Genomic DNA, 26264 nt, shown 5'->3' with positions numbered 1-26264 from the left:
CGGGCCGGTCGCCGGGGGCCGTGATCGCCTCTGATAGCGTTTACGCCTCGCAAGTGATCGTCCCGAGGAGGTGAGACCCATTACCGTCAGATCGGTTCGGGTGCTCCCCTCCCCTCGCCCCGCGTAGGCGATCGGAGCCCCACGGCATTCCGAAAGGCGCCCTATGCCGGGTTCCCCTTTTTCCCCGCTCCCCATGTCCGAGATCGTGGCCAGGCTCCGGTCGGTCGGCTGTGTCTTCGCCGAGGACGAGGCGGCTCTGCTCGTCCGCGCCGCGCGTACGCCGGACGAGCTGGCCTCGATGGTGGCGCGGCGAGCATCCGGTCTTCCCCTCGAACACGTCCTGGGCTGGGCGGAGTTCTGCGGCCTGCGGATGGCGGTGGAGCCCGGGGTGTTCGTGCCCCGCCGCCGCACCGAGTTCCTCGCACGCCAGGCGATCGCGCTCATCCGCGGGCTGGCCACCCGCTCCCGGCCCGTGGTGGTCGACCTGTGCTGCGGTTCCGGTGCGATAGGGGCCGCGCTGGCAGCGGCGGCGGGCACGACTCACCCGGTCGAGCTGCACCTGGCCGACATCGATCCGGCTGCGGTGCGGTGCGCCCGCCGCAACGTCGCGGGCGTGGGCGGCCGGGTGCACCGGGGCGACCTGTACGACGCGCTGCCCGGCACGCTGCGCGGCCGGGTCGACGTCCTGGTCGCCAGCGCGCCCTACGTGCCCACCGAGGCGATCGGGCTGCTGCCGCCGGAGGCCCGCCTGCACGAGCCGCAGGTGGCGCTGGACGGCGGAGCCGACGGGCTCGACATCGTACGGCGAGTGATCGACGAGGCGCCGGCCTGGCTGGCGCCGGGCGGTCACCTGCTGGTAGAGACGGGCCGGGACCAGGTGCGACCGGCCGTCGAAGCGGTGGCCGGCGGCGGGCTGACCGCCCGTCTGATCGGGTCGGACGACCTGGACGCCACCGCGGTCATCGGCACCAGGCCACCCCTCGCGGCCGGCGCCGACGGCCGCGGATCGTGCGGCTGCCCGGCGGCATCCGGTGTGACTGGCGACGGCCCCGGTCCGGCCGGGCACCGGCCCGGCTCGCCCGATGACAGCGGCGCGGCCCGGCAGGAGAGCCGCGAGCCGGGACCGTGACGTTTCCCGGACGCGGCCGGACCGGTCAGGCGGCGGCGGGAGGCACCAGGCATCCGGCGCGTTCGCGTACCGCCTCGATCGCCTCCCAGTCGCCCGTGCTGAGACCGGCCAGCGCGGCGGGGAACACCCCGTCCTGCTCCTTGAGGATGTGCCGGCGCAGGAGGTCGAGGACCTCCAGGAGCCGCCCCGGCCAGGCCGGATCGGCCGGAACGCCGCCGGCGGCTTCGGCGAGCACCTCCTCGACCAGCCGATGCTCGGCCTCCAGCGCCGCGATCTGGTCGGGGAAGTCGCCGGCGAGCGCGGGAAACAGGCCGTGCTCCTCGACCTCGGTGTGCGGTTCCAGAACGGCCTCGATCCTGCGGGCCAGTTCGGTCATGAGACGTACGTCGCCGTGCCGGTCAGCGGTCCGCACATCGCCGATCAGGTCGACGACCGCGTCGTGCTCGCGGGTCAGCTCGTCGATGGTCGCCAGCGCCTGGCAGCCACAGTATTCGCACATGCGCACTCCCTGGGCGGCGTCCGTCCGGCGGGACGCCCATCTCAGTGTCCGCCGCGATCACCGGCCGGCGGCAGGGACCTTCGTCATCCGCGACCGGGCCGTCGGTCACCGGATCACCGCAGCAGGGCGCCGGGCACCCCCGGTTCAGATGGCGTCCCTTGGCGTCCCTGGTGGCCGGTGCTCCGCCTACCGGTACTCGCAGGGCCGGAACCCTCAGTCGCCGCGGCGTTCGCGGGCGCACAGGTAGGCGTCCAGACCGGCGGCGCCCGCGAGCATGGCGCGGCCCCGGGCGGACAGGCGGGCCCGCCAGTCGTGCAGGGTCGCCTCCAGCGGGGCGACGCCTCCGGCGGAGCGTACCTGAGCGATCAGCGGGGCGATCTGCTCCAGCAGGTGGCCGCCCCGCCTGAGCTGGTGGACCAGCCGGGCGTCCCGTACGTCGGCCGCGCTGTAGACCCGGTAGCCGGTCCGCGGATCGCGGCGCGGCCGGACCAGCCCGGCCCTCTCCCATTTGCGCAGCGTGGCGGGGCGGATACCGAGCCTTCTGGCCAGGGGGCCGATGAAGGCGTCGCCGTGCTCGGCCGCCACGGGCGCCAGATCGCGGAGCGCGGCTTCGACGGCCTGGAGAGTACGACGGTCGTCGAGGAGCCGGCCGTGGCTTTCGTCGATGAGCCGCAGCGCGTCCTCGACGGCTTCCCGGTTGACCGCCTGCATGATCGACGTGGCCGTCCGGTGACCATGGCCGGGCACGAGGGCGAGGAAAGCGCGCAGGGCCTGCGCGTGCAGCGGTGCATAGGTGCGATGGCCGTGAACGGTGCGCTCGGCGGCGGGCAGGATGCCGGCGTCCTCATAGTTCCTGATCGCCTGGGTGGACAGGCCGTGCTCCCGCGCCAGGTCCACCGGCCTCATGGATGCACCACCGTTTGAAGGTCTATCACGATAAATGCGGGGATTTCCGGGAAAAGTTTACACCGAAGGTTCAACGATAGCGTTCAATCCATGGACATCAAGGACACGGCCCGTCCGCTCGGCGGCGCGGGCGTCTCGGCATTCCTCCGGTCGCTTCCCGCCGAACCCCTGCTGCTCGGCCTGGGGGAGGCCAGGCACTTCGTGGGGGAGCTGGGCGAGGTGCGCAACGAGATCTTCCAGCATCTGGTCGAGCACGAGGGCTACCGGTCGTTCGCCATCGAGAGCGACTGCCTCAGGGGCCTGGCGGTGGACGATCACATCACGACGGGCGCGGGAACGCTCGACGACGTCATGGAACGTGGCTTCAGCCACGGCTTCGGCGCCGTACCGGCCAACCGCGAGCTCGTACGCTGGATCCGGGCGTACAACGAGGAGCATGACGACAAGCTCCGGTTCTTCGGGTTCGACGGCCCGCTGGAGTATTGGGCCGAGAGCCCGCGTCAGGCGCTCACCTCCCTGTACGCCCTCCTCGACGGCCCGCTCCCCTGCACGGCGAAGACCCTCGACACGCTGCTCGGCCCGGACGACCGGTGGACGAACCAGGCCACGGTCATGGATCCGTCCCAGTCGATCGGCCGGTCTGCCGACGCCCAGCGGCTGCGGCTGCTCGCCGACGACCTGGTGGCGCTGCTCGAGACGCAGGCGCCGCGGCTGAGCGCGAAGGACGGGGAGCGGGCGGCACTGTACGGACGCACCGCCGTCGGCCTGCTCCGCTACCACCACTGGATGGCCGACGAGTCCCCGGCGCGGATGTCGCGGCTGTCGGCCCTGCGGGACGCGATGATGGCCGCCAACCTGCGTGCCGCCGCCGAGCACGGTCCGGCCCTGGTCTTCGGCCACAACCTCCACCTGCAGCGGACCGTGAGCCACATGCCGCTCGGCGATCAGCGGCTGGAGTGGTGGAGCGCTGGGGCGATCGTCGCGACGCACCTGGGCGACCGGTACGCCTTCCTGGCCTCGGCCCTCGGCACGGTCGGCGACGACACCCCGCCCCCGGACACCGTCGAGGGCATCCTGTCCACCCTCCCGTGGGACGTCGCTCTCATCGACGCCCACCGGCTGGCCGAAGCCGTCACCACGACGCCCGCTCCACGCGTCTCCCGCGATTTCGCCTATTTCCCGCTCGACCCCGATCGGCTCGACACGATCGACGGCATCGTATTCCTCAAGCGGGCCGCCAACGTCGGCTGACACATAGACATATCGATCCCAACACCACGATAAATCCGTACGAAAACGTCATAACGTCATTTCCCCATTGTTCCGCGAGACCTCCCATTTCTTCCTCCCTCGCAGGTGGAAGCCATCGACAAGTCCCGTCGAAGGGGTTTACAGCCATCGCGACCCATGTCAGTCTCTTCCAGGTGGAGAGAAGCGAGAACGAACCGGAAATGAATTTCCCGTTCTCCTGATACGGCTATCAGGACGCGCTTCGGCTCCCGTGAGCCACCATTGGTCCACAAGAGAGAAAGGGCTGCCGATGCACGTCCCACGCCCCGCTTCCGTCGTCGCCGCACTCGTCTCCTTCGCGGCCTGCCTCGCCGTACCGCCGCTGATGAGCGCACCCGCCTCGGCCGGCGTAACCGCGCCCTCGGCGGTGCCGCCTCTCGGCAACGCCCCGAGTTGCATCGCGGTCTGGCAGCGGACCGGCAACGTCACCAAGACGGGCTACGCCAGGAACGACTGCGGCAACCGCATGAACATCAAAATCATCTGGGCGCACGGGGCCGACGGCCCCTGCCGCAGCCTCGCCCCGGGGCAGACTCTCAAGCACAAGATCCCCAGGGGGCCTCGCAATTTCGACGGTGCGAGCACCTGCTGACCCCACCGGGGCACGACCGGGGCCGGCATCGGCTGCCGGACGGGATCGATACCGTGTAGATCATGCTGCCCGCCCAGGTGAATCGACTGACCGTCCAGGAGGCCGCCGACCGCTATGTGGAGCTGGTCCGGGCCAGGACGCTGACCGGCGCCCTCTCCCCCGCCACCGCCGAGGTGTACGCCCGCGACGTCGCCACGTTCGTACGCCTGGCCGGCCCGGAGCGCGTGCTCGACGACCTGACCGGCGAGGACGTCGACGCCGTGCTACTGGCCTTCGCCCGCAAACCGGATGAACGGCGCACTAGGCCGGCCCAGCGCGAGACGCCCGGAAAGTCCACGCAGAGCGCGGCGTCGCAGGCGAGGTTCCGACGGTCGGTGTCGGCACTGTTCAAGCACGCCGCGGTCGCGGGATGGGTGCACCTCAACCCCATGGCGGCGTCCTCGGTGACGGCCAGGGAACGGGGCGGGCTGCGGCCCGAGCGCCGGGCGCTGACCAGGGAGCAGGCCGAGGGGCTGATCCAGGCGGCCCGTTCCCCGCAGGCCGGCACAGAACAGGCCGGCACAGAACAGGCCGCCACCGGGCCGGGTACGGCGAAGCGGAAACGGCGAGACCAGCGGACCGAGGTGCGCGACGCGCTGATCGTGCTGCTGCTGGTCACCCTCGGGCCGCGGGTGTCGGAACTGGTGCGGGCCAACGTCGAGGACTTCTACACCAACGACGGGGTGCGCTACTGGCGGATCTTCGGCAAGGGCGGCCGGACCCGCGACGTCCCCCTTCCCCGCGACGTCGCCCGGCTGCTCGACGCCTACCTGAGCGTACGGACCACCGGCGGGGAGGAGAAGGCCCTGCTGCTGTCGTGGCGCGGCCGCAGGCTGGCGCGCGGCGACGTGCAGGCGGTGATCGACCGGGTGCAGCGGCGGGTGGAGCCCGGACAGCGGCGTGACGTCACCCCGCACGGCCTGCGGCACACCACGGCCACCCACCTGCTGGCGGACGGCACCGACATGGACGCGGTACGCCGGGTGCTCGGCCACGGCGACCTGTCGACTCTCGGCCGCTACCGCGACGAGCTGCCCGGCGAGCTGGAGGCCGCGATGAACTTCCATCCCCTGCTCCGGCGGGACGCCGCCCCGCGCGGCCCGGACGAGGCCGGACAGAGCTGAAGGCGGCGGGTGCATCAGACCGGTGCTCATCGGGTTCGGCCAGGGCATTCCCGGCTGCCGGAGGCCGGACGGCCTGGCCGAGAAGCGCCGTTCGCCGCACACCGCCCGAACTGGCCGAACGGCTCCACCCGGCCTGACAGAATCGCTTCCTATGATCAGGTCCATTCTGTTCGATCTCGACGAGACCCTTTTCGACCACCGCGGCGCGGTCGCCCACGGCGTGACCCGCTGGACCGAGTCGGTCGCCCCCGATCACGAGCCGCCCCCGGAGACCCTCACACTGTGGCGGGAGCTGGAGGACAAGCACCTGCCGGCCTGGCATTCCGGAGAGTGCACCTTCGAGGAGCAGCGACGCAGACGGCTGCGGGAGTTCTGCCGGCGGCTCGGCCTGCCGGTGCCACCGGACCTCGACGAGGCGTACGCCCGGTTCCTGACGCACTATGAGACCGCCTGGGCGGCCTTCCCCGACGCCGTGCCGATGCTGGACGACCTCAGCGGCTACGGCCGGGGACTGACCCTGGGCGTGCTGACCAACGGGATGCCCCTGCAGCAGGAGGCCAAACTGCGCCGCCTCGGCCTGCTGGACCGGCTCGACCCGGTGCTGACGCCCGATGCGCTCGGCGACCGCTTCAAGCCGGATCCGGAGTGCTATCTGCGTGCGGCCGCGAAGCTGGGCCTGCGCCCGGACGAAGTGCTGCTCGTGGGCGACAACCTCGAACTCGACGCCGTCGGCCCGGCACGGGTCGGCATGCACGGCGTCTGGCTGGACCGCCACGGCACCGGGCGGCCCGTGCCCGCTCCGGTCGTCACCATCACCTCCCTGTCGGAACTGCCCGGCGTCATCGGCGGCCTCATGTCCTGATCGGTTCGGACGGCGATGTCACAGGCGGGGTCGCCATCTCGTCTACGAGGTGCACGACAATCCTCGCTCAAGGAGTAGACGATGAACCTCGCCCTGTGGATCGCCGCCGGGCTGCTGGCCGCGGTGGCCCTGACCGGGGGCGTCACCAAGACATTCGTGCCCAGGGAGAAACTGGCCGCGGTTCGCGGCGGGGGATGGACCGCGGACGTCGGCGCCGGCTTCGTCAAGACCCTCGGCATCCTCGAGATCCTGGCGGCGGCGGGCCTGATCCTGCCCGCCGCGCTCGGCATCGCCCCGGTCCTCGTGCCGGTGACCGCCACCTGCTGGATCTTACTGATGGTCGGTGCGGCGATCACCCATGGCCGCCGCCGCGAACCCATGCATATGCTGCTGAACCTGATCTATCTCACGCTCGCGGCATTCATCGCCTGGGGCCGCTTCGCCGTCGAGCCCTTCACCGGCTGACCGTCAGGGCTGAACGGAGGAGGAGGCGTGACCCGAGCCGAGGAGTTCGAGGAGCTGCGGCCGCTGCTGTTCTCCATCGCCTACCGGATCCTGGGCGGCGTGAGTGAGGCCGAGGACGCGGTCCAGGAGACCTGGCTGCGCTTCGAGGCGTCCCCGCCCCGGCCAGGATCGGCCAAGGCATTCCTGTCCACCACGGTCGCCCGGATCTCGATCGATGTGCTGAGGTCCGCCCGAGTGCGGCGGGAGGACTACGCCGGGCCGTGGCTGCCGGAACCGCTGCTCGCCGACCCCTACACGGATCCGGAGCGGTCGGCGGAGCTGGCCGACTCGGTGTCGATGGCGGCGCTGTTGCTGCTGGAGCGGCTCAGCCCGCTCGAACGCGCCGTCTTCGTGCTGCGGGAGGTGTTCGGATTCGGCTTCGACGAGATCGCCTCGGCCGTGGGCCGCTCGGAGGCGGCGTGCCGCCAGCTCGCCGTACGGGCACGCCGCCACATGGCCGCGGGCCGGCCCCGATTCGACGCCGATCGCCGGAAGCAGGAGGAACTCGCCGAGCGCTTCTTCGACGCCCTCCGCGAGGGCGACGTCGAGGGCCTGCGGGAACTGCTCGCCGCCGACGTATCGATGGTCGGCGACGGCGGCGGCAAGGCCCCTCAGCTGACCAGGGCCGTCAACGGCGCCGACACGGTAGCCCGGCTGCTCGTCTCCGTCTTCCCCCGGATGGCCCGGATCGGCCTGACGTTCGAGCGGCACGAGGTCAACGGCCAGCCGGGGGCGATCTTCCGTGACCGGGACGGACGGGTGCTGCACACCATGACCCTCGACGTTCTCGACGGGCGGATCCAGACGATCCGCTCCGTGATCAACCCCGACAAGCTCCGGCATGTGGGCCCGGTGGCGGACGCCTGGGCGATCGATCGTGAGGTACGGCAGGCACGCCGGCCCCAGGAATGACCCGGTCAGGTGTCGATCCTGGTGGCGGCCACGCGCCTGCGGGAGAACCCGAGCCGGTGGTAGACGCGGAGGGCGGTGTCGTTCCAGTCGTCCACCATCAGCGCCACCCTGCCGTGTTCGCCCAGGAGCTCCTCGGTGACGAAACGGCACACCCGCTCCCCGAGGCCGCGCCGGCGTGCCCGTACGGCGGTCGCGACACCGGCGATCAGACCCACGGCCGGGGCCGACCAGGCGTCGGCGGCGACCGCGAGCAGTCCGCCCGCACCGTCACGGATGCCCGCCCAGCGGCGCACCCCGGCCAGGCCCGGTACGGCATAGGAGCCGGGGTTGGCCGCGGCGAGCAGGTCGGTCACCCCGGGCTCGTCGCCGGGGGCCAGCCAGGCCGCCGGCCCGCCCGGCCCCTGTGCGGCGTACGGCTCGGGCGGCTTGCGCGTCGCCATCCAGGAGAAATCGGACGGCACGCGCAGCCCCTCGACGGCCTCCGCCACCCGATGCACGAGGACGGCGTCGCCGAACGGCCGGAACGACCGGCCGGCCTCCGCCAGGGCGTGCCGTACCAGCCTGATGGCCTGGACCGGGCCGCCCCGGATGACGAGCCGGTCGCCGCGGGCGATCCCCGGGGAGGCCACGGCGACGGCATCGCCGTACGTCCACGCCCGCACCCCGGGTCTCATGCCCTGGGCGGCCCACACGATCAGGTCGTCGTCATCGCAGGCGGCCGCGACCTCCGCGGCGTCCTTCAGCTCCCGCACCGCCGGCTCAGAGGATGGCGCCGGGGGTGTAGGCGGCGGCCTCGGGATGCCGGGCGACGACCGCACCGATCTGCTCGGCGAGCGCGGACACCTGGGCGGCCGCGGCGCCGGTGAAGGAGATCCGGTCGGCGAGCAGGGCGTCCAGCTCGTCGCGGCCGAGGGGGAAGCGGGAGTCGGCCGCCAGCCTGTCCAGCAGCTCGTTGGCCGCCCCACGTGAACGCATGGCCAGCGCCGAGGCCACGGCGTGCTCCTTGATGATCTCGTGGGCGGTCTCCCGGCCGACGCCGGACCGCACCGCGGCCATCAGCATCTTGGTGGTGGCCAGGAACGGCAGGTAGCGGTTCAGCTCGGCCTCGATGACGGCGGGGAAAGCGCCGAACTCGTCGAGCACGGTCAGCATGGTCTCGATCAGGCCGTCGAAGGCGAAGAACGCGTCGGGCAAAGCGACCCGGCGGACCACCGAGCAGGACACGTCGCCCTCGTTCCACTGGTCGCCGGCGAGCTCCCCGGCCATCGAGGCGTACCCGCGCAGGACGACGGTCAGGCCGTTGACGCGTTCGCAGGAGCGGGTGTTCATCTTGTGCGGCATCGCCGACGAGCCGACCTGGCCCTCGGCGAAGCCCTCGGTGACCAGCTCGTGCCCGGCCATCAGGCGGATCGTCTTGGCCAGCGACGACGGCGCCGCTGCCAGCTGCACCAGCAGCGTGAGCACGTCGTAGTCGAGGGAGCGCGGGTAGACCTGTCCGACGCTGGTGAAGCGCCTGGCGAAACCGAGATGGGCGGCGACCCTGTCCTCCAGCTCCGCCAGCCGCTCCTGCGAGCCAAGCAGGTCCAGCATGTCCTGGGCGGTGCCGACCGGGCCCTTGATGCCGCGCAGCGGATAGCGCTCCAGCAGCTCCTCCAGCCGCCGCGACGCCGTCAGCAGCTCGTCGGCCGCGGTCGCGAAGCGTTTGCCGAGGGTGGTCGCCTGCGCGGCGACGTTGTGGGAGCGGCCGGCCATGACGGTGGCGGCGTGCTCGCCGGCCAGCCGGCCCAGCCGGGCGAGCAGCGCGACGACCCGGTCGCGTACCAGCGACAGGCTGTCGCGGATCTGTAGTTGCTCGACGTTCTCGGTGAGGTCGCGGGAGGTCATGCCCTTGTGCACGTGCTCATGGCCGGCGAGCGCGTTGAACTCCTCGATGCGGGCCTTCACGTCGTGCCGGGTCACGCGCTCGCGTTCGGCGATGGAGGCCAGATCGACGTGGTCGGCGACCTTCTCGTAATCGGTGATCACCTGGTCCGGCACGTCGATCCCGAGGTCGGCCTGGGCCCTGAGCACCGCCAGCCAGAGCCTGCGCTCCAGCGCGATCTTGTGCTGCGGGGACCACAGGCGCGCCAGCTCCGGAGAGGCGTAGCGGGCGGCCAGGACATTCGGGATACGCGGCTTGGCACTCACGTTGGGTCAGTCTATTTCCGCGTGAGCGCGTCCACACCGCCGAGTCCCGGTCGAGGCCGGAAGGCGGACACGGCACGGGACAGAACGCGAAGACGGCCCCGGGAAGCGGCCGACGACCGTGATCGGCTTCGGCCGCTTCCCGGACGGACCCGGGATCACCCGGCCGGAGTGAGGGACTCCTCGTCGTAGACCTTCACCTCGGGCCCCTCCGCCCGGCTCTTCGGCCTGCGCCGCCCGCTCAGCCGCTCCTTGGTCCGTTCGACCAGCGTGTAGAGGGTCGGCACCAGGACCAGCGTGAGCAGCGTCGAGGAGACCAGGCCGCCGATGACGACGATCGCCAGCGGCCGGGAGATGAACCCGCCGGAACCCGTCACGCCCAGCGCCATCGGGGTCAGCGCGCAGATCGTGGCGATCGCGGTCATCAGGATCGGGCGCAGCCGCCGCCGGCCGCCTTCCAGCACGGCCTCGACCACCCCCATGCCCTGCTCGCGATACTGGTTGATCAGGTCGATCAGCACGATCGCGTTCGTCACCACGATGCCGATCAGCATCAGCATGCCGATCAGCGCCGACACGCCCAGGGCCGTGTCGGTGACCAGCAGCAGTCCGATCGCACCGGTCGCCGCGAACGGGATCGACACCAGCAGGATGAGCGGCTGCACCAGGCTGCGGAACGTCGCGACCATGATCACGAAGACGATCGCCACCGCCAGCAGCATGGCCAGCCCGAGATCGGCGAACGCCTCATCCTGGTCGGCGCTCACCCCGCCGATCTCGTGGGAGACCCCGGCCGGAAGCGTCAGACCATCGAGCTTGTCGGTGACCGCGGCGGTCACCGCGCCCAGGTTCGCCGCGTCGGCCTTGCCGGACACGGTCGCGGTGCGATCCCCGTCCTGGCGGGTGATCTGCATCGGGCCGTCGGCGAGCACCACCTCGGCGACCGAGCTGAGCTTGACCAGGCCAGCGGCCGTGGGCAGCGGGATGTTCTTGACCTCGGTCAGGTCGGCGGGAGCACTGCCACCACGCAGCACGATGTCACTGGACCGGCCGTCCAAACTGAGCGACCCGATCGGGGCGCCGCGGAACGCCTGGGCGACGAGCTGTCCGATGCCGGTCTCGGTCAGCCCCCTGGCCGCGGCCTTCTCGCGGTCGACGTGCACCTCGATGCGCGGAGCGCTCTCCTGCAGGTTCGACGTCACATCACGCAGCCCGTCGATCCCGTCGAGCGCGTCGCGCACGGCGGTCGCGGCCGTCTTGAGCGCGGCGGGGTCGGCTCCCTTGAGGATGACCTGGATCTGGTCGGAGCTGAAACCGGTGCCGCCGCCGCCGATCGTGACCTCCCCCACGTCGGTCAGATCGGCGAACCGCTTCCGCAGGGACTCCTGCACCGCGACGGCGTCCGCCTCCTCGTCGAGGGTCACCGAGTAGGACGCCCGGTCGGAACTGCCGCCGAGTCCGCCCATGAACTGGTTGCCGCCGCCCACCGTCACCTGGTAGGACTCGATCTGCCGGAATTCCCCCAGCACGGCTTCGATCTTCTTGGCGGCCGCGTCCGTGCTCGCCAGATCGGCGCCGGCCGGCATCTGCTGCGTCACCTGAACGGTGTTGTTGCCGGAGTCGTCGAGGAAGTTCGTCTTCAGGCTCGGTGCGAGCGCCATCGTTCCCATGAAGACCATGAGTCCGATCAGCAGGGTGACGAACCGCCGCTTGGTCGCGAAGCGCAGAACAGGCAGGTAGGCACGCTGCAACGGGCTGCGCAGCTCCCGCAGCTCCGCCTCCTCCCGTACGGCCTCGGCCTCGGCCCTGCTCAGATCGGGCGTCTTGAGGAACCAGTAGGCCAGGACCGGGATCACCGTCAGCGACACCAGCAGCGAGGCGAGCAGCGCCACCGTGACCGTGATCGCGAACGGGCTGAACAGCTCCCCCACCATGCCGCCGACGAACGCGATCGGCAGGAACACGGCCACCGTCGTCAGCGTCGAGGCGGTCACCGCGCTCGCCACCTCACGCACCGCCGTCAAGATGGCCTGCCGCTTCTCGGTCCCGTACCCGAGGTGCCGCTTGATGTTCTCCAGCACCACGATCGAGTCGTCCACCACGCGGCCGATGGCGATGGTGAGCGCGCCCAGCGTCAGCATGTTGAGCGAGTGGTCACCCGCCCACAGCGCGATCAGCGCGATCACCACGGAAAGCGGGATGGACACGGCCGTGACGATCGTCGACCGTACCGACAGCAGGAACACCAGAATGATCAGTACGGCGAAGGCCAGGCCCAGCAGACCTTCTGTGGTGAGATCCTCGATCGATCGCTCGATGTAGGGTGCCTGGTCGAACACCACGGTCACCTCGGCCGCTGCACCGAGGGCGCGGGTCAGCTCCGGTAGCGCGGCACGCACGTCGTGGGAGATCCGCACCGCGTTGCCGTCCGGCCGCATGGTGATCGAGACGCCGAGGCTCGGCCGGCCGTTGGTGCGGGTGAGCGTGCTGGCGGCTGCCTCCTCGACCTTGACGTCGGCGACGTCCGCGAGCTTGACCGGTCCCGGCCTGGCGGTCCGGGCCGCCGGGTCGGTCATGGCGCCATTAGCACCGGGAGGCGCGGCCGGGGTCAGGTAGAGGTTCTCGAGGTCGTCGACGGTCTCGATCCGGTCGCCCACCTGGACGGTCAGAGTCCTGCCGTCCTCGGTGAGACTGCCGGCGGGGATCGCCATGCCGTTGGCGCGCAGCAGCTCGGGGATCTGTGCGGCGGACAGACCGCGCGAGGCCAGCTCGCCCTGGTCGGGGGTGATCACGACCTCTCTGGCGCGTGCGCCCGTGACGGTCGCCTCGCGCACCCCCTCGATCGCCTGCAGTCTCGGCACCACGACCTGCTGCAGCCGGTCGAACAGCACGTGCTGGTCACCGGAATCGCCGACCGCGATGACGAGCACCGGGATGTCGTCGGTGCTGCCGGCCACCACCTGCGGATCGACGTTCGCCGGCAACTGCGCGCGAATCCGGGAGATGGCCTGCTGCATCTTGGCCACCGCGTCGTCGATGTCGGTGCCGAAGTCGAAGGCCACCTGGATCTGCGCCAGGCCCTCCCTCGAGGAGGAGGTGATCTCGGCTGTGCCCGCGACGCCCTGGAAGCTGTTCTCGATCGGCTTGGTGACCTGCTCCTCGACGATCTCGGGGGACGCGCCGGGATAGGCGGCGACCACGAACGCCCCGGGGAACTCCAGGGAGGGGAACAGCTGTTGTTTGAGGGAGGGAATCGCGAAGGCGCCGAGCGCACTGAGCACCACGGTCACCATCATCACGAGAGCGCGGTTCCCGAGGCTCAGCCGAGCCAGGGAGGTCATCTACGGCCCCTTCGTCATCGACGATCTTCGATGGATCTTCTTAAGCAAAGTATTCGAGACACAATAACACTTCGGGTGAGACGAACAATTTCTCCCATTCGTACCAACTGATAGCCTGCCGTCCCGGCGAGAGGTGGACGTGAGCGACAACGTGACGACAGCATCGCAGCAGGCGGACGACGATCAGGGCGCGGGTGACGGGCCGGAGCGGAGCGAGCGGCGTGCCCTCATCGGCCGGCTGTTCGAACTGCAACGTGAGCTCACCCGCCTGTTCACCCACGACCGATCCAACCCCCTGCTCGTGTCGACGCTCACGATGCAGCAGTTGAAGGTCGTCATCGTGCTCGTACGGGAGGGCGCGACCCCCGGGCAGACCCTGGCCAGGGCTCTCGGCACCGGGCTCGGAACCGTTACCGGGATCGTCGACCGGCTGGTGGCCCAGGGCCTCGTGAGTCGCAGGGAGGACCCCGCCGACCGGCGGGTCCGTCTGGTCGAGCTCACCCCGCGCGGGCGCGTCCTGGCCGAAGAGCTCCTCGACGCCAGCACGGCCGGCTATCTGCGTCTGCTCGACCGGCTGGACACCGAAACGCTCCAGTCGATGGAACGGGTGATGCTGAAGATCCAGGTCGCCGCCGCCGAGATGTACGCGGAGGAGACCCGGCTCGGCCCCTGAACCACATCCTGAAGCGCGGGTGAACCGAACACTCCCGGCGTTTCCGCGAAATAAGTAGGATGATCGGCTGTGTCAAGCTACCTCGATACTCTCTTCTCCCTCCGCGGGCGGGTCGCACTCGTCACCGGCGCCAGCTCAGGCATCGGATACGCGATGGCCGAGGCGATCGGCCGGGCCGGCGCCGCGGTGATCCTGGTGGCCCGGCGGCTCGACGATCTCGCCAAGGCCGTACGTGCGCTGGAGGGTCAGGGCGTGCGCGCCGCCGCCGTCAGCGCCGACCTCGGCGACCGCGCGGCCGTCGCCCGCGTATGCGCCGAGGCCCCGCGCGCGTTCGGCGAGATCGACATCCTGGTCAACGCCGCGGCCAACAACATACGCAAGCCGATGACGGAGCTCACCCCCGACGACTACGACCAGACCATCGCCGTCAACCTGACCGCGCCCTTCCTGCTCGGACAGCACTTCGGGCCCCGCATGACCGAGCGCGGCTGGGGCCGCATCATCAACATCGGCTCCCAGCAGTCGATCAGCGCGTTCGGCGACAGCGGCGTGTACGGCGCGGCCAAGGCCGGCATCTGCGGGCTCACCCGTTCCCAGGCCGAGGCATGGTCACAGTACGGAGTGACCAGCAACACGATCATCCCCGGATTCGTGCTCACCCCGATGACCGCACCGGTCCAGGCCGTACCCGGACGGGTCGAGGCCCTCGCCGCGCGGTCCATGATCGGCCGTAACGGAGTCCCCACCGACTTCGCCGGCGCCGCCGTCTTCCTGTCCGGCGCCGCGTCGGTCTACATCACCGGCCAGACCATCCGCGTGGACGGCGGCTTCAGCGTTCACTGAAACCGCCACTCTGAAACCGCCACTCTGAAGCCACGCCTCGGAGGCCGTGCCGTCCGCCCGGGCTCACCTGCGGCGGACCACGCGGCGCCCGGCGCCCTCATGCCACATCTCGATCACCAGCCGCTCCCCGGCCTCGTCCACGCGGGTGACCACCACCTCACCTACGTCGACCCGGAACAGGTGGAAATCCCGCTCGGCCGTAGCCCCGTGGGCCGCCTTTACCTCCGGGTCGACGACCTCGACCGCCAGGCCGGCCAGTTTCGCGTCGCCGATCCACCCGCCCGGGCTCGCCTGATCGGGCTCCTCCGATGCGCTGTGAATCGCCACCCGCGGGTCGCGGCACAGGTCGAGCGCCTTCACCGCGCCCGGCATCGAGCCGATCCAGACCTCGCCGTCTTCGAACTCGACCTCGGTGCCGCTGATCCGCGGCGAACCGTCCCTGCGGAGGGTCGCCATGGTCTTGTGCCTGTTCCTCCCCATGATCGCCAGCACGCGGGCGGCCAGCTCGGGGATCTCCTTCTCGATTTCCTGCCACGTCGCCATGGCAGCATCATGCCGTCCGTCACCGACACTTCCGCGGTCGTCGGGGGGCGACGGCCTCCGGCTAGAGCATCGGCCGGGTAACCGCCATCCGGAGACAGAGAGCGGAGCGGCCGGAGACAGGGAGCGGAGCGGCCGGAGACAGGGAGCGGAGCAGAAGAAGGCGAGGGCCGCACGCGAAGCCCGCGACAGGCGGGCCCCGGCCGTCGTGGCAGACGAACGCGCACGAGATCCGGAGCGCGGGTGACGGGTTCTGTGTTTCGGTTGGGAGATTCGTCGCCCCGCCCAGGACCTTTACAATGTAAATCTTTTAGAGGAGCCGGAGCAGCAGCGCGGCGATCTCGTCGGGGCGTTCCAGGCTCGGCAGATGCCCCGCCCAGTCCAGCTCCACCAACGTCGCGTCCGCCATGCCCTTCGCGATGTGCCTGGCGCTCTCCCGGAAGTAGGGCAGATCGTGCGCCCCGGTCACCACGACGGCCGGCGCGCCGATCAGTGACAGGTCGATGCGCCAGCGGCGGCCTTCCGGCCGGGGATCGGCCGCGAGCTGCGTCTTGAACGCGTGCCGCTGCATCTCGGCCAGCCGCTCGCGTGTCGCCTCATCCGCCTCCGGTCCGAGCCAGGTCCGCATGTTCAGCTCGGCCGCTCCCCCGATGTCGCCCGCCTCGATCAGGCGGTCCTCCGCCGCGCCGAACCCGGTCAGGTCCGGCGTCGGGGGCAGCCCGCAGCCCGCGTTCAGCAGCACAAGCCGCGACACCAGGCCGGGGTATTCCGTCGCGAGATCCAGCGCAACCCGCCCGCCGTACGACGATCCGACCAGCGTGACATCCTTCAGGTCCAGCGCGTCCAGCACCGCCGCGACGTCCGCTGCGTCGGAGTACGGACCATTCGCCCGGTACGGCGTACGCCCGTGACCCCGGAAATCCGTCCGCACCACGTGGAAGACCTCGGTGAGCGCCGCCCATTGCGGGTCCCACATCCGCGCGTCGGCCACGCTCGAGTGCAGCAGGACCACCGGGTCGCCCGCTCCCCCGTGCTCGTGCCAGATGACCTCGTCCGCCACGTGCCCGTACTCCTTCGTCATCGTGCCTCCATGGCCACACGCACACCGAGGGCGATCAGCACCGTCCCCGACACCTGCTCCAGGCGGCGCCGTACGGCAGGCCGGCCGAAGACGGCCCCGATCCGGCCCACCATCCAGATGAAAGCGAGGTACCAGAGCGTGTCCACCACGACCCAGATCACCGCCAGCAGCGTCAGCGTCGCCGGGACGTTCACGCCCGCCGGGACGAACTGCGGGAGGAAGGACATGGCGAAAACGGCGGCCTTCGGATTCGCGCCGCAGGTCGTGAGCCCCAGGACATATGAGCGCCGCCATCCGCGCGCCGCCTCCGGCCCGCCCTCCGGCGGCCGTGCGTCGCGTACGGCATGACCGCGCCGAGCCTGCCACAGCGACTGGACGCCCATCACCGCCAGCAGCACGGCCCCGGCCGCCTTCATGACACCGTAGGCCACCTCCGATGCCAGCACCAGGGCCGACAGCCCGAACACGGCGGCCATCGCCCACAGGAAGATGCCGGTCTCGTTGCCGGCCATGGCGGCGACGCCGGGGGCACGGCCCTCCCGGATCGTCTGACGCAAGATCACAGCCGTGCTGACCCCGGGGATCACCGCGAGTACGACGCAGGAGCCGATGAAAGCTACCAGGAACACCCGGTCAGCTTGGCGATCGGCGGATCACCGCGCAACCGGTTTACGCCGGACGGGTCACCTCCACCGCCGGACGCGCCGCAGGGCCCTGCCGATGACCGCCACACCCTCGGCGACGTCGCTCGGCGTGCTCGCTGCGTAGCCCAGAACGAGCCCGGGCGGGCCGGGCCGCTGCCGGTGCCAGGAGAGCGGCTGCGCCTTGACGCCGAGTTTCAGCGCGGCGGCGGCCAGCTCGGCATCGTCGACGTCGTCGTCGAAGGTGACCATGAGGTGCAGGCCGGCCGCAGCCCCGTGGACGACCGCGCCCGGCAGGTGGGTCCCGATCGCGGCCACCATCGCGTCCCTGCGGCCGCGGTGGCGCCGGCGCAGGAAACGCAGTTGCCGTTCCAGCTCGCCCGACTCCATCAGATGGGCCAGGACGAACTGCGGCAGCACGGCGTTGCCCAGGTCGGCGAACCGTTTGGCCTCGACCATGGCGCCGCGCAGCCGCGGCGGCGGCAGCACCCACCCGATGCGCACGGCGGGGGCGAGCAGCTTGGAGACGCTGCCGGTGTAGCAGACCCCCTCCGGCAGCATGGCCCGCACGGCGGGCACGGGAGGCCGGTCGTACCGGTGCTCGGCGTCGTAGTCGTCCTCGATCACCAGTCCGCCGGCGTCGGCCCAGCGCATCAGCTCGCGGCGGCGTTCCCCGCCGAGCACGACCCCCGTCGGGAACTGATGCGCGGGGGTCAGCAGGACGGCCGGGGCGTCGGTGGCACGCAGGGCGTCGACGCGTACTCCTTCGGAGTCGACCGGGATCGGCAGCACGTCGAGCCCGTGGCCGCGCAGGTGCTGGCGTTCCCCGAGCGATCCGGGCTCCTCCACCGCCACCTCCCGGACACCGTGCCCGCGGAGCACCTGCGCGAGCAGCCCGAGCGCCTGAGCGACGCCGGAGACGATGATCACCTCGTCCGGTTCCACCCTGACCCCGCGGTTGCGCGCCAGCCAGTTGGCCACGGCGAGGCGCAGCGCCGGCGCGCCTCGGGCGTCTCCGTACCCGAGCTCGGCAGCGGGCAGGTCGCGCAGCACCGCGCGGACGGCGCGCGACCACGCCGCCCGCGGGAACGCGGCCAGGTCGGGCCGCCCGGGCGTCAGGTCGATCCTGGCGGGGAAGGCGCGCAGCGCGTCGAAGACGTCCAGTCCGGGCACGCCGGTGAAGAGCGCGTCAGCCGACGACGGCTCGGCCGGCCGCTGGTCCGGTGGCCGCCGCGGGCCTGCGGCCACCGGTGGCGCCGGAGCCGCCACGACGATCGTTCCGCGCCGGCCGTGGCCCGCGACGTGCCCATCCTCGACGAGCCGCTGGTAGGCCTCGGTGACGACGCCTCGTGAGACGCGCAGCTCCGCGGCCAGCACCCTGGTGGGCGGCAGCCTGGCGCCGACCGGCAGCCGGCCGTCCGAGATCGCCTTACGCAGGCGCCGGGCAAGCCAGTCGGACAGCCCGCCGGCCGGCGCCTCGTCCATGTTCAGCTGCAGGAAGTCGGCCCCCGGCGTTATGGACCAGTCGGTTCGCGTCCCTTTGGACCTGTGCACAGGGCCATTCTCCCAGCAAAGGTTGGGGGCATGGATCTTCGTTTCCGACCGGCGATCGCGGCGCGTCCCGAGCGACCGCGACAGCCATATGCGTCCGCCCGTACGGGAGGCGAGCGGTGAGCTTCCCCGTCACCCTTCCGTTCCTGATGACCACACTCGTCGTGGTCGTCACGCCCGGCACCGGCGTGATCTACACCCTGTCTGCGGGCATCTCCGGCGGCCGCCGGGCGAGCCTGATCGCCGCCTTCGGCTGCACGCTCGGCACCGTGCCGCAGCTGGCCGCGACGATCGCCGGCCTGACTGCCGTGCTGCGCGCCGGCACGCCGGCGTTCCAGGTGCTGAGATATCTGGGCGTCGCCTACCTCCTCTATCTGGCCTGGGCGGCGATCCGCGGCCGGAAGAACGACATGGCGGGGGCGGAGAGCGCGTCCGGGCCGGCGCACCGGGTGATCGTCAAGGCCGTCCTGATCAACGTGCTCAACCCCAAGCTGGCGATCTTCTTTTTCGCGTTCCTTCCGCAGTTCGTGACCCCCGGCGAGCCGGACTCGGTCGTACGGATGCTCTGGCTGGGCATCGTGTTCATGCTGGTCACGTTCGTCGTGTTCGCCGCATACGGCCTGTCCGCCGCCGGGGTGCGCGAGCATGTGCTCGCACGCCCACGTGTGACGGCGTGGCTGAACCGCGCCTTCGCCTGTTCCTTTGTCGCGCTCGGGGTGGGGCTCGCCTTCGGCGCCCGCTGATGTCGGCGGTTTCCTACGAGATCGCCTTTACATTGTAGATTCTATTGCTTTTGAAACACCTGCTGTGTTCGAATGCACAAATGGAAAGTTCCGATCGAATTCTCTCGATCATGAACGCGCTCCGGACGTCGGACACCGTGTCGGTTACCGAGCTCGCCGCCGAGCACGGCGTCTCGGAGATGACGATCCGCCGCGACCTCGACGAGCTCGCCCAGCAGGGCGTGGTACGGCGGGTGCGCGGCGGCGCGCTGAGCCTGCTGCTGCGCGGCGAGGAACCGCCGTTCGGGGTCAGGGAACGCGAGGCCGTCGAGGCCAAGCGCCTGATCGGCGCGGAGGTCGCGAGCCTGCTCGCGGACGGGGAGGCCGTGCTCCTGGACAGCGGAACGACCACGCTCGAGGTCGCGCGGGCCGTACGCGACCGCCGCCTCACCGTGCTCCCGCTGGCCATGCAGGCGGCGCAGGAGCTGGCCGGCGCCCCCCGGGTCCGCCTCGTCCTGCCCGGGGGCGAGGTGCGGCCGGGCGAGATGAACTTCGTGGGCCCGCTCACCGAGACCTCGATCAAAGCGCTGCGTTTCGACACGGCGGTGATCGGCTGCTGCGGACTGTCGGCCGAGCACGGGCTCACCGCCCACGATCTGCCGGAGGTCGCCGTCAAGCAGGCCGCGATCGCCTCGGCCCGGCGCGTCGTCATCGCCTGCGACTCCGGCAAGTTCGGCCGCACCGCGTTCGGCGCCGTCTGCCCGCTGGATCGGCTCGACGTCGTGGTGACCGACGACGCGCTCCCCCGCGATCAGCACGACGCGCTCACCGCCGCCGGGGTCGCCGTCCGCACCGTCGGGGTCCGGGCCGGCTCGTGAGCGTCACACTCGCGCCGTCCGCGCGGCAGCGGGCCCGCATCGCCGTCTACGGGCTGTTCCTGCTGTCCGGGATGGCCATCGGCGCCTGGACCGCGCGCATTCCGGCCATCAAGTCGGGTCTCGGCCTGACCAACGGCGAGCTGAGCCTGGGGCTGCTCGGGATCGCCGCCGGCGCCATCACCGGCATGCAGTTCGTCGGCCGCATGGTCGACCGGTACGGCAGCCGCCGCGTCGCGGTGCCGATGGCCCTCACCGTGGGCGTCGTGCTGGTGCTCCCCGCCTACGCCCCCAACCTGGCGACGCTCGCCCTGGCCCTATTCGCCTTCGGCGCGGCCAACGGCACGCTCGACGTCGCGATGAACGCCAACGCCGTCGTCGTGGAGCGCGTATACGGCAGGCCGCTCATGTCGTCGTTCCACGCGGTGTTCAGCGTGGGCGGATTCGCGGGCGCCGCGGTCGGCGGGCTGTTCGCCCACCACGGGGTGAGCCCGGCGATCACGTTCGCCGCGGTCGGCACGCTGATAGCCGCGATCGCCCTCCTGTGCGCCCGCTGGGCCGTACGGGACGAACCGGACCGGCGTCCCGCCGCTGGGACGGAGTCGAAGAGGCTGGGGCGGTCACGCGTCGGCACGACCGTGCTGCTGCTCGGCGTCCTCGGGTTCTGCGGCATGATCGGCGAGGGTGCGGCCGCCGACTGGAGCTCGGTCTACCTGCGCGACGACCTGGGCGCCTCCCCCGGCTTCGCGGCCGCCGCCTATGCCGCCTTCTCGATCACGATGACCGGCGGACGGTTCGCCGGGGACCTGCTCGCCGCCCGGCTCGGCCCCGTCGTGCTCGTCCGCGGCTGCGGGATCCTGGCCGGCGCGGGACTCGGAGTCTCCCTGCTGATCGACGGCCCGGTGGCCGGCGTGATCGGGTTCGGTCTGTTCGGCGCCGGGCTCTCGTGCATCGTCCCCCAGGTGTTCTCCGCGGCGGGCCACCGCGATCCCGCCCAGGCGGGCCGGGCCCTGGCCACCGTGGCCAGCCTGGGTTACGCCGGGTTCCTCGCCGGGCCCGTCCTGATCGGAGCGCTGGCGGAACTGGTCACCCTCCCCCGCGCCCTGTTCGCACCGGCCGTGCTGGCGCTGTTCGTCGCGCTCGCGGCGACCGCGCTCCGGCCCCCGTCGCCGAAGAGCGGGTCACGGGGCGGCGAACTGGTCGTAGCCGAGTTTGAGAACCAGGGCCACCACGACGCACAGTAGGACGATCCGTACGAACCCGGAGCCGCGGTTGAGCGCCATCCGGGCGCCGAGCTGGGCCCCGGCGATGTTGCAGACCGCCATGCCGAGGCCCAGGGCCCACATCACGTGCCCCTGCAGACCGAACACGATCAGCGCGCCGAGGTTGGTGCCGGTGTTGATGACCTTCGCGGTCGCCGACGCCTGGACGAAGTCCATTCCCAGGATCGAGGTGAACGCGATGAGCAGGAACGTGCCGGTGTCCGGCCCGAGGATGCCGTCGTAGTAGGCGATCGCCACACCCCCGGCGGCCGCCGCCGCGATCACCCGCCATCGGGTGCGCAGATGCGGGTGCGGCATCCGCCCGAAATCCGGGCGCAGCGTGACGAACGCGGCGACTCCCAGCAGCACGACCATGACCAGCGGCTTCAGCACCCCCGCTTCCAGCAGGGCGGCCGAGGCCGCGCCCAGACCCGCGAAGGCCACCGCGAGCGCCCCGGCCGGTACGGCGACCTCGCGGTCGAGTTTCGTCCTCCGGGCGTAGGTGACGGCGGCGGACGCCGTACCGAAGATGGCCGCGGACTTGTTGGTGGCGAGGGCCTGCACCGGGGACAGCCCGGTCAGCAGCAGCGCGGGAAGCTGGAGCAGCCCTCCCCCGCCGACGACGGCGTCCACCCAGCCCGCCGACAACGCCGCCAGAAGCAGCACCGCGATCTGGCCCGCCTCCACGCGGTGCGCCCCTTTCTCGCCGTCGTCCGGCCCAGAGCCTAGCGGGCCGGCGTCCGCCTCCCGCTTTCGCCGTTCTCCCACTGAGCCGTTCTCCCGCTCAAAGGGGAGGCGGTCCCCGCCGGCCGGGGATCCTCCGGCACGCGGAACGCGACGGCCGAGCCAGGCCGGGGTCTGCGCCCGCCAGTCCGGGCCGGTCTCCGGTCACGGCCAGGCCGGGGCGGCCGGATCAGATGGGCTCGCCCTCGTCGTCGGGGCCGCCGGGCCGGGGCGAGACCGCGGGGGACGGCTGCCCCGGCCGGGGTGTGGCCGACTCCTGCGGCTCCTGCTGCTGCGGTGCGGGGGGCTCGGGCGGAGGCGTGGGCACGAAGTGGGTCGCCGGCAGCGGCGGCCGCGGGTGAAAATCACCCCCGCCGCGGAACAGCAGCTGCCACACCACGGTCGCCAGCGTGAGCGTGAGCGCGGCCAGCAGGGCCGAGGCCAGCACAACGGATCTGCGGGTGGCGGTCGGCGGTGGCGGGGGCCCCGGCGGGCCGGGCAGCGCGGGGTCGCGGTCACCCAGCCAGTAGGGCGCGAAGTCGGGACCGCTTCGCCGCCCGGTCAGCATGCCCGAGACCATGATCCGGTCGAGGAAGCGCTCGGCTCCTGGGCCGCCCGGCACGTACGGCACGGCCACCCACGGGGCCTGCCCGTCGTGCATGGCCACGATCGGCGGCAGGTCCCCGCCGCCGCGCCCGCGGGCCGCCGCCCTGATCGCGGTGACGAACCGGTCTTTGGCCGCGCCGTCGAGCGCGGCGCCGGTCGTGAGGACCGCCACGGAGACCGCCCGCCCGTCGGGCCCCTGGCCGAGGTACACGAGCCCGGCCGGTGCCGTGCCCAGGCGGGCCTGCAGCACGAACGGCCCCAGACGGGGCGGGTCGTGGTGCCGCAGCGGGCTGCTCATCGTCCTCCTCACATCACACCTCATCAAAACACAGCGGTCCGCGCGTACGGCGTCGCGACGGGTGTGGTCGCCCGGCGGCGCGGGCAGATGGGAGGGGATGGAACCTCGCACTCAGTCACGATTGAATAACCTTCATGACCGTTGCCAGTGAGCGGCCCGAGCCCGGCCGGGCGCAGGGTGAGCGAGACGATGCCGCCGGGGCCGATCTGGAGTCGCTGCGCGACGCGTTGAACGAGGTCAGACGGGTGATCGTCGGGCAGGACCACATGGTCGAGCGGCTGCTGGCCGCGCTGCTGGCACGCGGGCACTGCCTGCTGGAGGGCGTGCCAGGCGTGGCCAAGACGCTGGCGGCCTCGACGCTGGCCACGGTGGTGGGCGGGACGTTCGCCCGGGTCCAGTTCACCCCCGACCTGGTGCCGAGCGACATCGTCGGCACGCGTGTCTACCATCCGGGCACCGAGCGGTTCGACGTCGAGCTCGGGCCGGTGTTCGTGAACTTCCTGCTGGCCGACGAGATCAACCGGGCTCCGGCGAAGGTGCAGTCGGCGCTGCTGGAGGTGATGGCCGAACGGCAGGTGACGCTCGCGGGGCGCACCCATCCGCTGCCCAGGCCGTTCGTCGTGCTGGCCACGCAGAACCCGATCGAGTCCGAGGGCGTCTATCCGCTGCCGGAGGTGCAGCGCGACCGGTTCCTGTTCCGGGTGCGGGTGGCCCACCCCAGCGCGCACGAGGAGCTGGAGATCCTGAACCGGATGAGCGTCCGGCCGCCGGTGCCCGCGGCGGTGCTCGACCCGGGACGGCTGCTGCGGCTGCAGGACATGGCCGACGAGGTCTCGGTGCACCAGCTCGTCGCCGACTATGTCGTACGGCTGGTCATGGCCACGCGCATGCCCGCCGAGTACGGCCTGCCCGAGCTGGCCGAGACGATCGAGATCGGGGTGAGCCCGCGTGCGACGCTGGGGCTGATCGCGGCGGGCCGGGCGCTCGCGCTGCTGCGGGGGCGTGACTACCTGCTGCCCGACGATGTCCGCGACGTGGCCGTCGACGTGATGGCACACCGGCTGATGCTGACCTTCGACGCGCTGGCTGACGACGTCGACCCCGCTGACGTGGTGCACCGGATCCTGCACGTCGTGCCGCCTCCCCTCGTCGTGTGGAACCGGGACCGGCGGTGAGCCGATGAGCCGCGGGGTGAACCCCGAGCGGGCGCTGCGGCGGCTGGAGCTGACCGTGCTGCGCCGCCTCGACGGGCTGCTGCAGGGCCGCCACCAGGGGCTGCTCCCCGGACCGGGCAGCGAGCCCGGAGATACCAGGGTCTACGTCCCGGGCGAGGACGATGTGCGCCGGATGGACTGGGCGGTGACAGCGCGCACCACCGTTCCGCACGTGCGGGACCTGATCGCCGACCGGGAGCTGGAGACCTGGGCCCTGGCCGATCTGTCGGCCAGCATGGACTTCGGCACCGCCGACATGGCCAAGCGCGACCTGGTGGTGTCGGCCGTCGGCGCCATCGGTCTCCTGGCCGGCCGCGTGGGCGACCGGTTCGGCGCCTATGTCCTGCACGGCCATGACGTGCATCGCTACCCGGCCAGGCCCGGCCGCCCCGCGTTGTACGGGCTGCTGCACACGCTGCTGGCCGCCCCCGAGGCCGCGGGGTCGGCCGATCTCGGGCAGGCGATCGAGATGATGGCGGCGGCGCATCTCAAGCGGGGCCTGCGGGTGATCGTGTCGGACTTTCTGAACGGCTCCCCGGCCGGGGCCGGGTCGTGGGAGCGGCCGCTGCGCCGCCTGGCCGCCCGCCAGCAGGTGCTGGCCGTGGAGGTGATCGACCCGCGCGAGCTCGACCTGCCCGACGTCGGGCTGGTCACGTTCACCGATCCGGAGACCGGGCGCTCCCGCGACGTGCACCTGTCGCGGCGGGTGCGGGAGCGGTACGCCGCGGCGGCGGCCGCCCAGCGTGAGGCCAACCGGGCCGCGCTGCGCCGCGCCGGCGCCGGGCATCTCGTCCTGCGCACCGACCGCGACTGGGTCGCCGACCTCGCCAGGTTCGTACTGGGGCAGCGGCGCAGCGTGCGGCGGTCGCCCTCGGGACGGGGGGCGGCGCGGTGAGGTTCCTGTCCCCCGGCTGGCTGTGGCTGTTCGCGGCGCTCGCCGCGCTGACGGCCGGATATGTGGCGATGCAGTTCCGGCGCCGCCGCTACACGGTGCGGTTCACCAACCTGGCGCTGCTGTCGCTGGTCGCCCCCGAGCGGCCGGGCTGGCGGCGGCATGTCCCGGCCGCGCTGTTCCTGGTGATGATGAGCCTGCTGATCGTGGGCGCGGCGCGGCCGAGCGGGGAGGTGCGGGTGCCGCGCGACCGCGCCACGATCATCATCGCGGTGGACATCTCGCTGTCGATGGACGCCGGGGACGTGCCGCCGAGCCGGCTGGTCGCGGCCAAGCAGGCGGCCCAGCAGTTCGTGGCCGACCTGCCGGAGCGGTTCAACGTGGGCGTGGTGACCTTCGCCAGGTCGGCCGCCGTGGTCGTCTCCCCCACCACCGACCATTCGGCGGTCACGGCGGCGATCGCCAACCTCACCACCCGGCCGGGCACGGCGATCGGCGAGGCGGTGTTCAACTCGCTCGACTCGATCAGGTCGTTCGACCAGCGGGCGGTGACCGATCCGCCGCCGTCGGCGATCGTGCTGCTGTCGGACGGGGACAACACCTCCGGCAGGTCGGTCGCCGACGCGATCGAGGCGGCGCTGCACGCGAAGGTGCCGGTCTCCACGATCGCGTACGGCACGCCCGAGGGCACGGTGAACATCGACAACCGGCCGGTGCTCGTGCCGGTCAACAAGAGCACGCTGAAGTCGCTGGCCGAGGGCACCGGCGGCCGGGCCTACGCCGCGGAGTCGAGCAGCCAGCTGCGGGAGGTGTACGCGCAGATCGGCACCTCCCTCGGCTACCGGCTGGTGCATCAGGAGATCACCCAGCGGTTCATCCTGGGGGCGGTCGCGGCCGGGCTGCTGCTCGCCGGGGCCGCCATGCTCCTGGGCTCCCGCATTCCCTAGCGTTGGTACGTTTG

25 protein-coding genes and 1 pseudogene are annotated in these 26264 nt (G+C 71.7%); 15 read left to right on the top strand and 11 right to left on the bottom strand.

Going from position 1 to position 26264, the window contains the following annotated elements:
- Positions 1–193 precede the first annotated feature (193 nt).
- A pseudogene (locus tag ACQP1K_RS13415) lies at positions 194–976 on the top strand (putative protein N(5)-glutamine methyltransferase); the annotation flags it as partial.
- Positions 977–1154: 178 nt separating this feature from the next.
- On the opposite strand, the gene ACQP1K_RS13410 reads toward ACQP1K_RS13415, so the two are convergent.
- Both ACQP1K_RS13410 and ACQP1K_RS13405 read right to left on the bottom strand, forming a co-directional pair.
- Positions 1155–1628: a hemerythrin domain-containing protein gene (locus tag ACQP1K_RS13410; RefSeq protein ID WP_433501217.1), complete on the bottom strand. Its 474-nt coding sequence runs from the start codon at positions 1626–1628 to the stop codon at positions 1155–1157.
- Positions 1629–1841: 213 nt separating this feature from the next.
- Entirely contained in the window at positions 1842–2534 is a 693-nt protein-coding gene (locus ACQP1K_RS13405; RefSeq protein ID WP_433501216.1) for a TioE family transcriptional regulator, read from the bottom strand.
- A gap of 90 nt (positions 2535–2624) precedes the next feature.
- Between ACQP1K_RS13405 and ACQP1K_RS13400 the strand changes: the two genes are divergently transcribed.
- The 6 genes from ACQP1K_RS13400 (at position 2625) to ACQP1K_RS13375 (ending at position 7857) form a co-directional block, all read left to right on the top strand.
- Positions 2625–3785 (top strand): erythromycin esterase family protein, encoded by a 1161-nt coding sequence (locus ACQP1K_RS13400; protein ID WP_433501215.1) that lies wholly within the window; start codon positions 2625–2627, stop codon positions 3783–3785.
- A gap of 289 nt (positions 3786–4074) precedes the next feature.
- Positions 4075–4416, top strand: coding sequence for a hypothetical protein (locus ACQP1K_RS13395; RefSeq protein WP_433501214.1), 342 nt, complete (start codon positions 4075–4077; stop codon positions 4414–4416).
- A gap of 62 nt (positions 4417–4478) precedes the next feature.
- A complete protein-coding gene (locus tag ACQP1K_RS13390; RefSeq protein ID WP_433501213.1) occupies positions 4479–5579 on the top strand; it encodes a tyrosine-type recombinase/integrase in 1101 nt (366 codons plus the stop codon).
- Positions 5580–5730: 151 nt separating this feature from the next.
- Positions 5731–6441, top strand: coding sequence for an HAD family hydrolase (locus tag ACQP1K_RS13385; RefSeq protein WP_433501212.1), 711 nt, complete (start codon positions 5731–5733; stop codon positions 6439–6441).
- An 81-nt stretch (positions 6442–6522) separates the two neighbouring features.
- Positions 6523–6906 (top strand): DoxX family protein, encoded by a 384-nt coding sequence (locus ACQP1K_RS13380; RefSeq protein ID WP_433501211.1) that lies wholly within the window; start codon positions 6523–6525, stop codon positions 6904–6906.
- 27 nt (positions 6907–6933) lie between these two features.
- Positions 6934–7857, top strand: coding sequence for an RNA polymerase sigma-70 factor (locus ACQP1K_RS13375; RefSeq protein ID WP_433501210.1), 924 nt, complete (start codon positions 6934–6936; stop codon positions 7855–7857).
- A gap of 5 nt (positions 7858–7862) precedes the next feature.
- Here the strand turns inward: ACQP1K_RS13375 and ACQP1K_RS13370 are convergent, their stop codons facing one another.
- The 3 genes from ACQP1K_RS13370 to ACQP1K_RS13360 all read right to left on the bottom strand — a co-directional run bounded on the left by ACQP1K_RS13370 (position 7863) and on the right by ACQP1K_RS13360 (position 13382).
- Positions 7863–8609 carry a GNAT family N-acetyltransferase gene (locus tag ACQP1K_RS13370; protein WP_433501209.1) on the bottom strand — a complete coding sequence of 249 codons (747 nt, stop codon included), beginning with the start codon at positions 8607–8609 and terminating at the stop codon, positions 7863–7865.
- A gap of 7 nt (positions 8610–8616) precedes the next feature.
- Entirely contained in the window at positions 8617–10044 is a 1428-nt protein-coding gene (gene purB / locus ACQP1K_RS13365) for an adenylosuccinate lyase (protein WP_433501208.1), read from the bottom strand.
- Between the two features lie 155 nt (positions 10045–10199).
- The gene (locus ACQP1K_RS13360) at positions 10200–13382 is read right to left on the bottom strand and encodes an efflux RND transporter permease subunit (protein WP_433501207.1); all 3183 of its coding nucleotides are present in this window, start codon (positions 13380–13382) and stop codon (positions 10200–10202) included.
- Between the two features lie 139 nt (positions 13383–13521).
- On the opposite strand from ACQP1K_RS13360, the gene ACQP1K_RS13355 reads away from it, so the two are divergent.
- Together ACQP1K_RS13355 and ACQP1K_RS13350 are read left to right on the top strand one after the other, a co-directional pair.
- Positions 13522–14055: a MarR family winged helix-turn-helix transcriptional regulator gene (locus ACQP1K_RS13355; protein WP_433501206.1), complete on the top strand. Its 534-nt coding sequence runs from the start codon at positions 13522–13524 to the stop codon at positions 14053–14055.
- Between the two features lie 69 nt (positions 14056–14124).
- Positions 14125–14898, top strand: a complete 774-nt coding sequence (locus ACQP1K_RS13350; protein WP_433501205.1) for an SDR family NAD(P)-dependent oxidoreductase — start codon at positions 14125–14127, stop codon at positions 14896–14898.
- 63 nt (positions 14899–14961) lie between these two features.
- Here ACQP1K_RS13350 and ACQP1K_RS13345 read toward each other — a convergent pair whose 3' ends face one another.
- The 4 genes from ACQP1K_RS13345 to ACQP1K_RS13330 all read right to left on the bottom strand — a co-directional run bounded on the left by ACQP1K_RS13345 (position 14962) and on the right by ACQP1K_RS13330 (position 18714).
- The gene (locus tag ACQP1K_RS13345; RefSeq protein ID WP_433501204.1) at positions 14962–15441 is read right to left on the bottom strand and encodes a pyridoxamine 5'-phosphate oxidase family protein; all 480 of its coding nucleotides are present in this window, start codon (positions 15439–15441) and stop codon (positions 14962–14964) included.
- A 307-nt stretch (positions 15442–15748) separates the two neighbouring features.
- On the bottom strand, positions 15749–16519 hold the full coding sequence (locus ACQP1K_RS13340) for an alpha/beta fold hydrolase (protein ID WP_433501203.1): 771 nt from the start codon (positions 16517–16519) through the stop codon (positions 15749–15751).
- Positions 16516–17148 carry a LysE family translocator gene (locus tag ACQP1K_RS13335; protein WP_433501202.1) on the bottom strand — a complete coding sequence of 211 codons (633 nt, stop codon included), beginning with the start codon at positions 17146–17148 and terminating at the stop codon, positions 16516–16518. Before ACQP1K_RS13335 ends, ACQP1K_RS13340 begins: the two co-directional genes overlap by 4 nt.
- A gap of 54 nt (positions 17149–17202) precedes the next feature.
- A complete protein-coding gene (locus ACQP1K_RS13330; RefSeq protein WP_433501201.1) occupies positions 17203–18714 on the bottom strand; it encodes a PLP-dependent aminotransferase family protein in 1512 nt (503 codons plus the stop codon).
- 116 nt (positions 18715–18830) lie between these two features.
- On the opposite strand from ACQP1K_RS13330, the gene ACQP1K_RS13325 reads away from it, so the two are divergent.
- The 3 genes from ACQP1K_RS13325 to ACQP1K_RS13315 all read left to right on the top strand — a co-directional run bounded on the left by ACQP1K_RS13325 (position 18831) and on the right by ACQP1K_RS13315 (position 21552).
- On the top strand, positions 18831–19454 hold the full coding sequence (locus ACQP1K_RS13325) for a LysE family translocator (RefSeq protein ID WP_433501200.1): 624 nt from the start codon (positions 18831–18833) through the stop codon (positions 19452–19454).
- Between the two features lie 80 nt (positions 19455–19534).
- Positions 19535–20311, top strand: a complete 777-nt coding sequence (locus tag ACQP1K_RS13320; RefSeq protein ID WP_433501199.1) for a DeoR/GlpR family DNA-binding transcription regulator — start codon at positions 19535–19537, stop codon at positions 20309–20311.
- Positions 20308–21552 carry an MFS transporter gene (locus ACQP1K_RS13315; RefSeq protein WP_433501198.1) on the top strand — a complete coding sequence of 415 codons (1245 nt, stop codon included), beginning with the start codon at positions 20308–20310 and terminating at the stop codon, positions 21550–21552. Before ACQP1K_RS13320 ends, ACQP1K_RS13315 begins: the two co-directional genes overlap by 4 nt.
- Here the strand turns inward: ACQP1K_RS13315 and ACQP1K_RS13310 are convergent.
- On the bottom strand, positions 21490–22257 hold the full coding sequence (locus ACQP1K_RS13310) for a sulfite exporter TauE/SafE family protein (protein WP_433501197.1): 768 nt from the start codon (positions 22255–22257) through the stop codon (positions 21490–21492). The genes ACQP1K_RS13315 and ACQP1K_RS13310 overlap by 63 nt on opposite strands.
- A 226-nt stretch (positions 22258–22483) precedes the next feature.
- A complete protein-coding gene (locus ACQP1K_RS13305; RefSeq protein ID WP_433501196.1) occupies positions 22484–23197 on the bottom strand; it encodes a hypothetical protein in 714 nt (237 codons plus the stop codon).
- A gap of 134 nt (positions 23198–23331) precedes the next feature.
- On the opposite strand from ACQP1K_RS13305, the gene ACQP1K_RS13300 reads away from it, so the two are divergent.
- Genes ACQP1K_RS13300 through ACQP1K_RS13290 form a run of 3 tightly spaced genes read left to right on the top strand, consistent with a single transcriptional unit; the run spans position 23332 to position 26250 of the window.
- The gene (locus ACQP1K_RS13300) at positions 23332–24372 is read left to right on the top strand and encodes an AAA family ATPase (protein WP_433501195.1); all 1041 of its coding nucleotides are present in this window, start codon (positions 23332–23334) and stop codon (positions 24370–24372) included.
- A gap of 4 nt (positions 24373–24376) precedes the next feature.
- Positions 24377–25306, top strand: coding sequence for a DUF58 domain-containing protein (locus ACQP1K_RS13295; RefSeq protein WP_433501194.1), 930 nt, complete (start codon positions 24377–24379; stop codon positions 25304–25306).
- Positions 25303–26250, top strand: a complete 948-nt coding sequence (locus ACQP1K_RS13290) for a VWA domain-containing protein (RefSeq protein ID WP_433501193.1) — start codon at positions 25303–25305, stop codon at positions 26248–26250. Before ACQP1K_RS13295 ends, ACQP1K_RS13290 begins: the two co-directional genes overlap by 4 nt.
- The last annotated feature ends 14 nt before the right edge of the window (positions 26251–26264 follow it).

The organism is Sphaerimonospora sp. CA-214678, assembly GCF_050942215.1.
Lineage (GTDB): Bacteria > Actinomycetota > Actinomycetes > Streptosporangiales > Streptosporangiaceae > Sphaerimonospora.
Note: the sequence above shows the minus strand (reverse complement) of the source record. Positions and strands in the feature narration are given on the sequence as shown.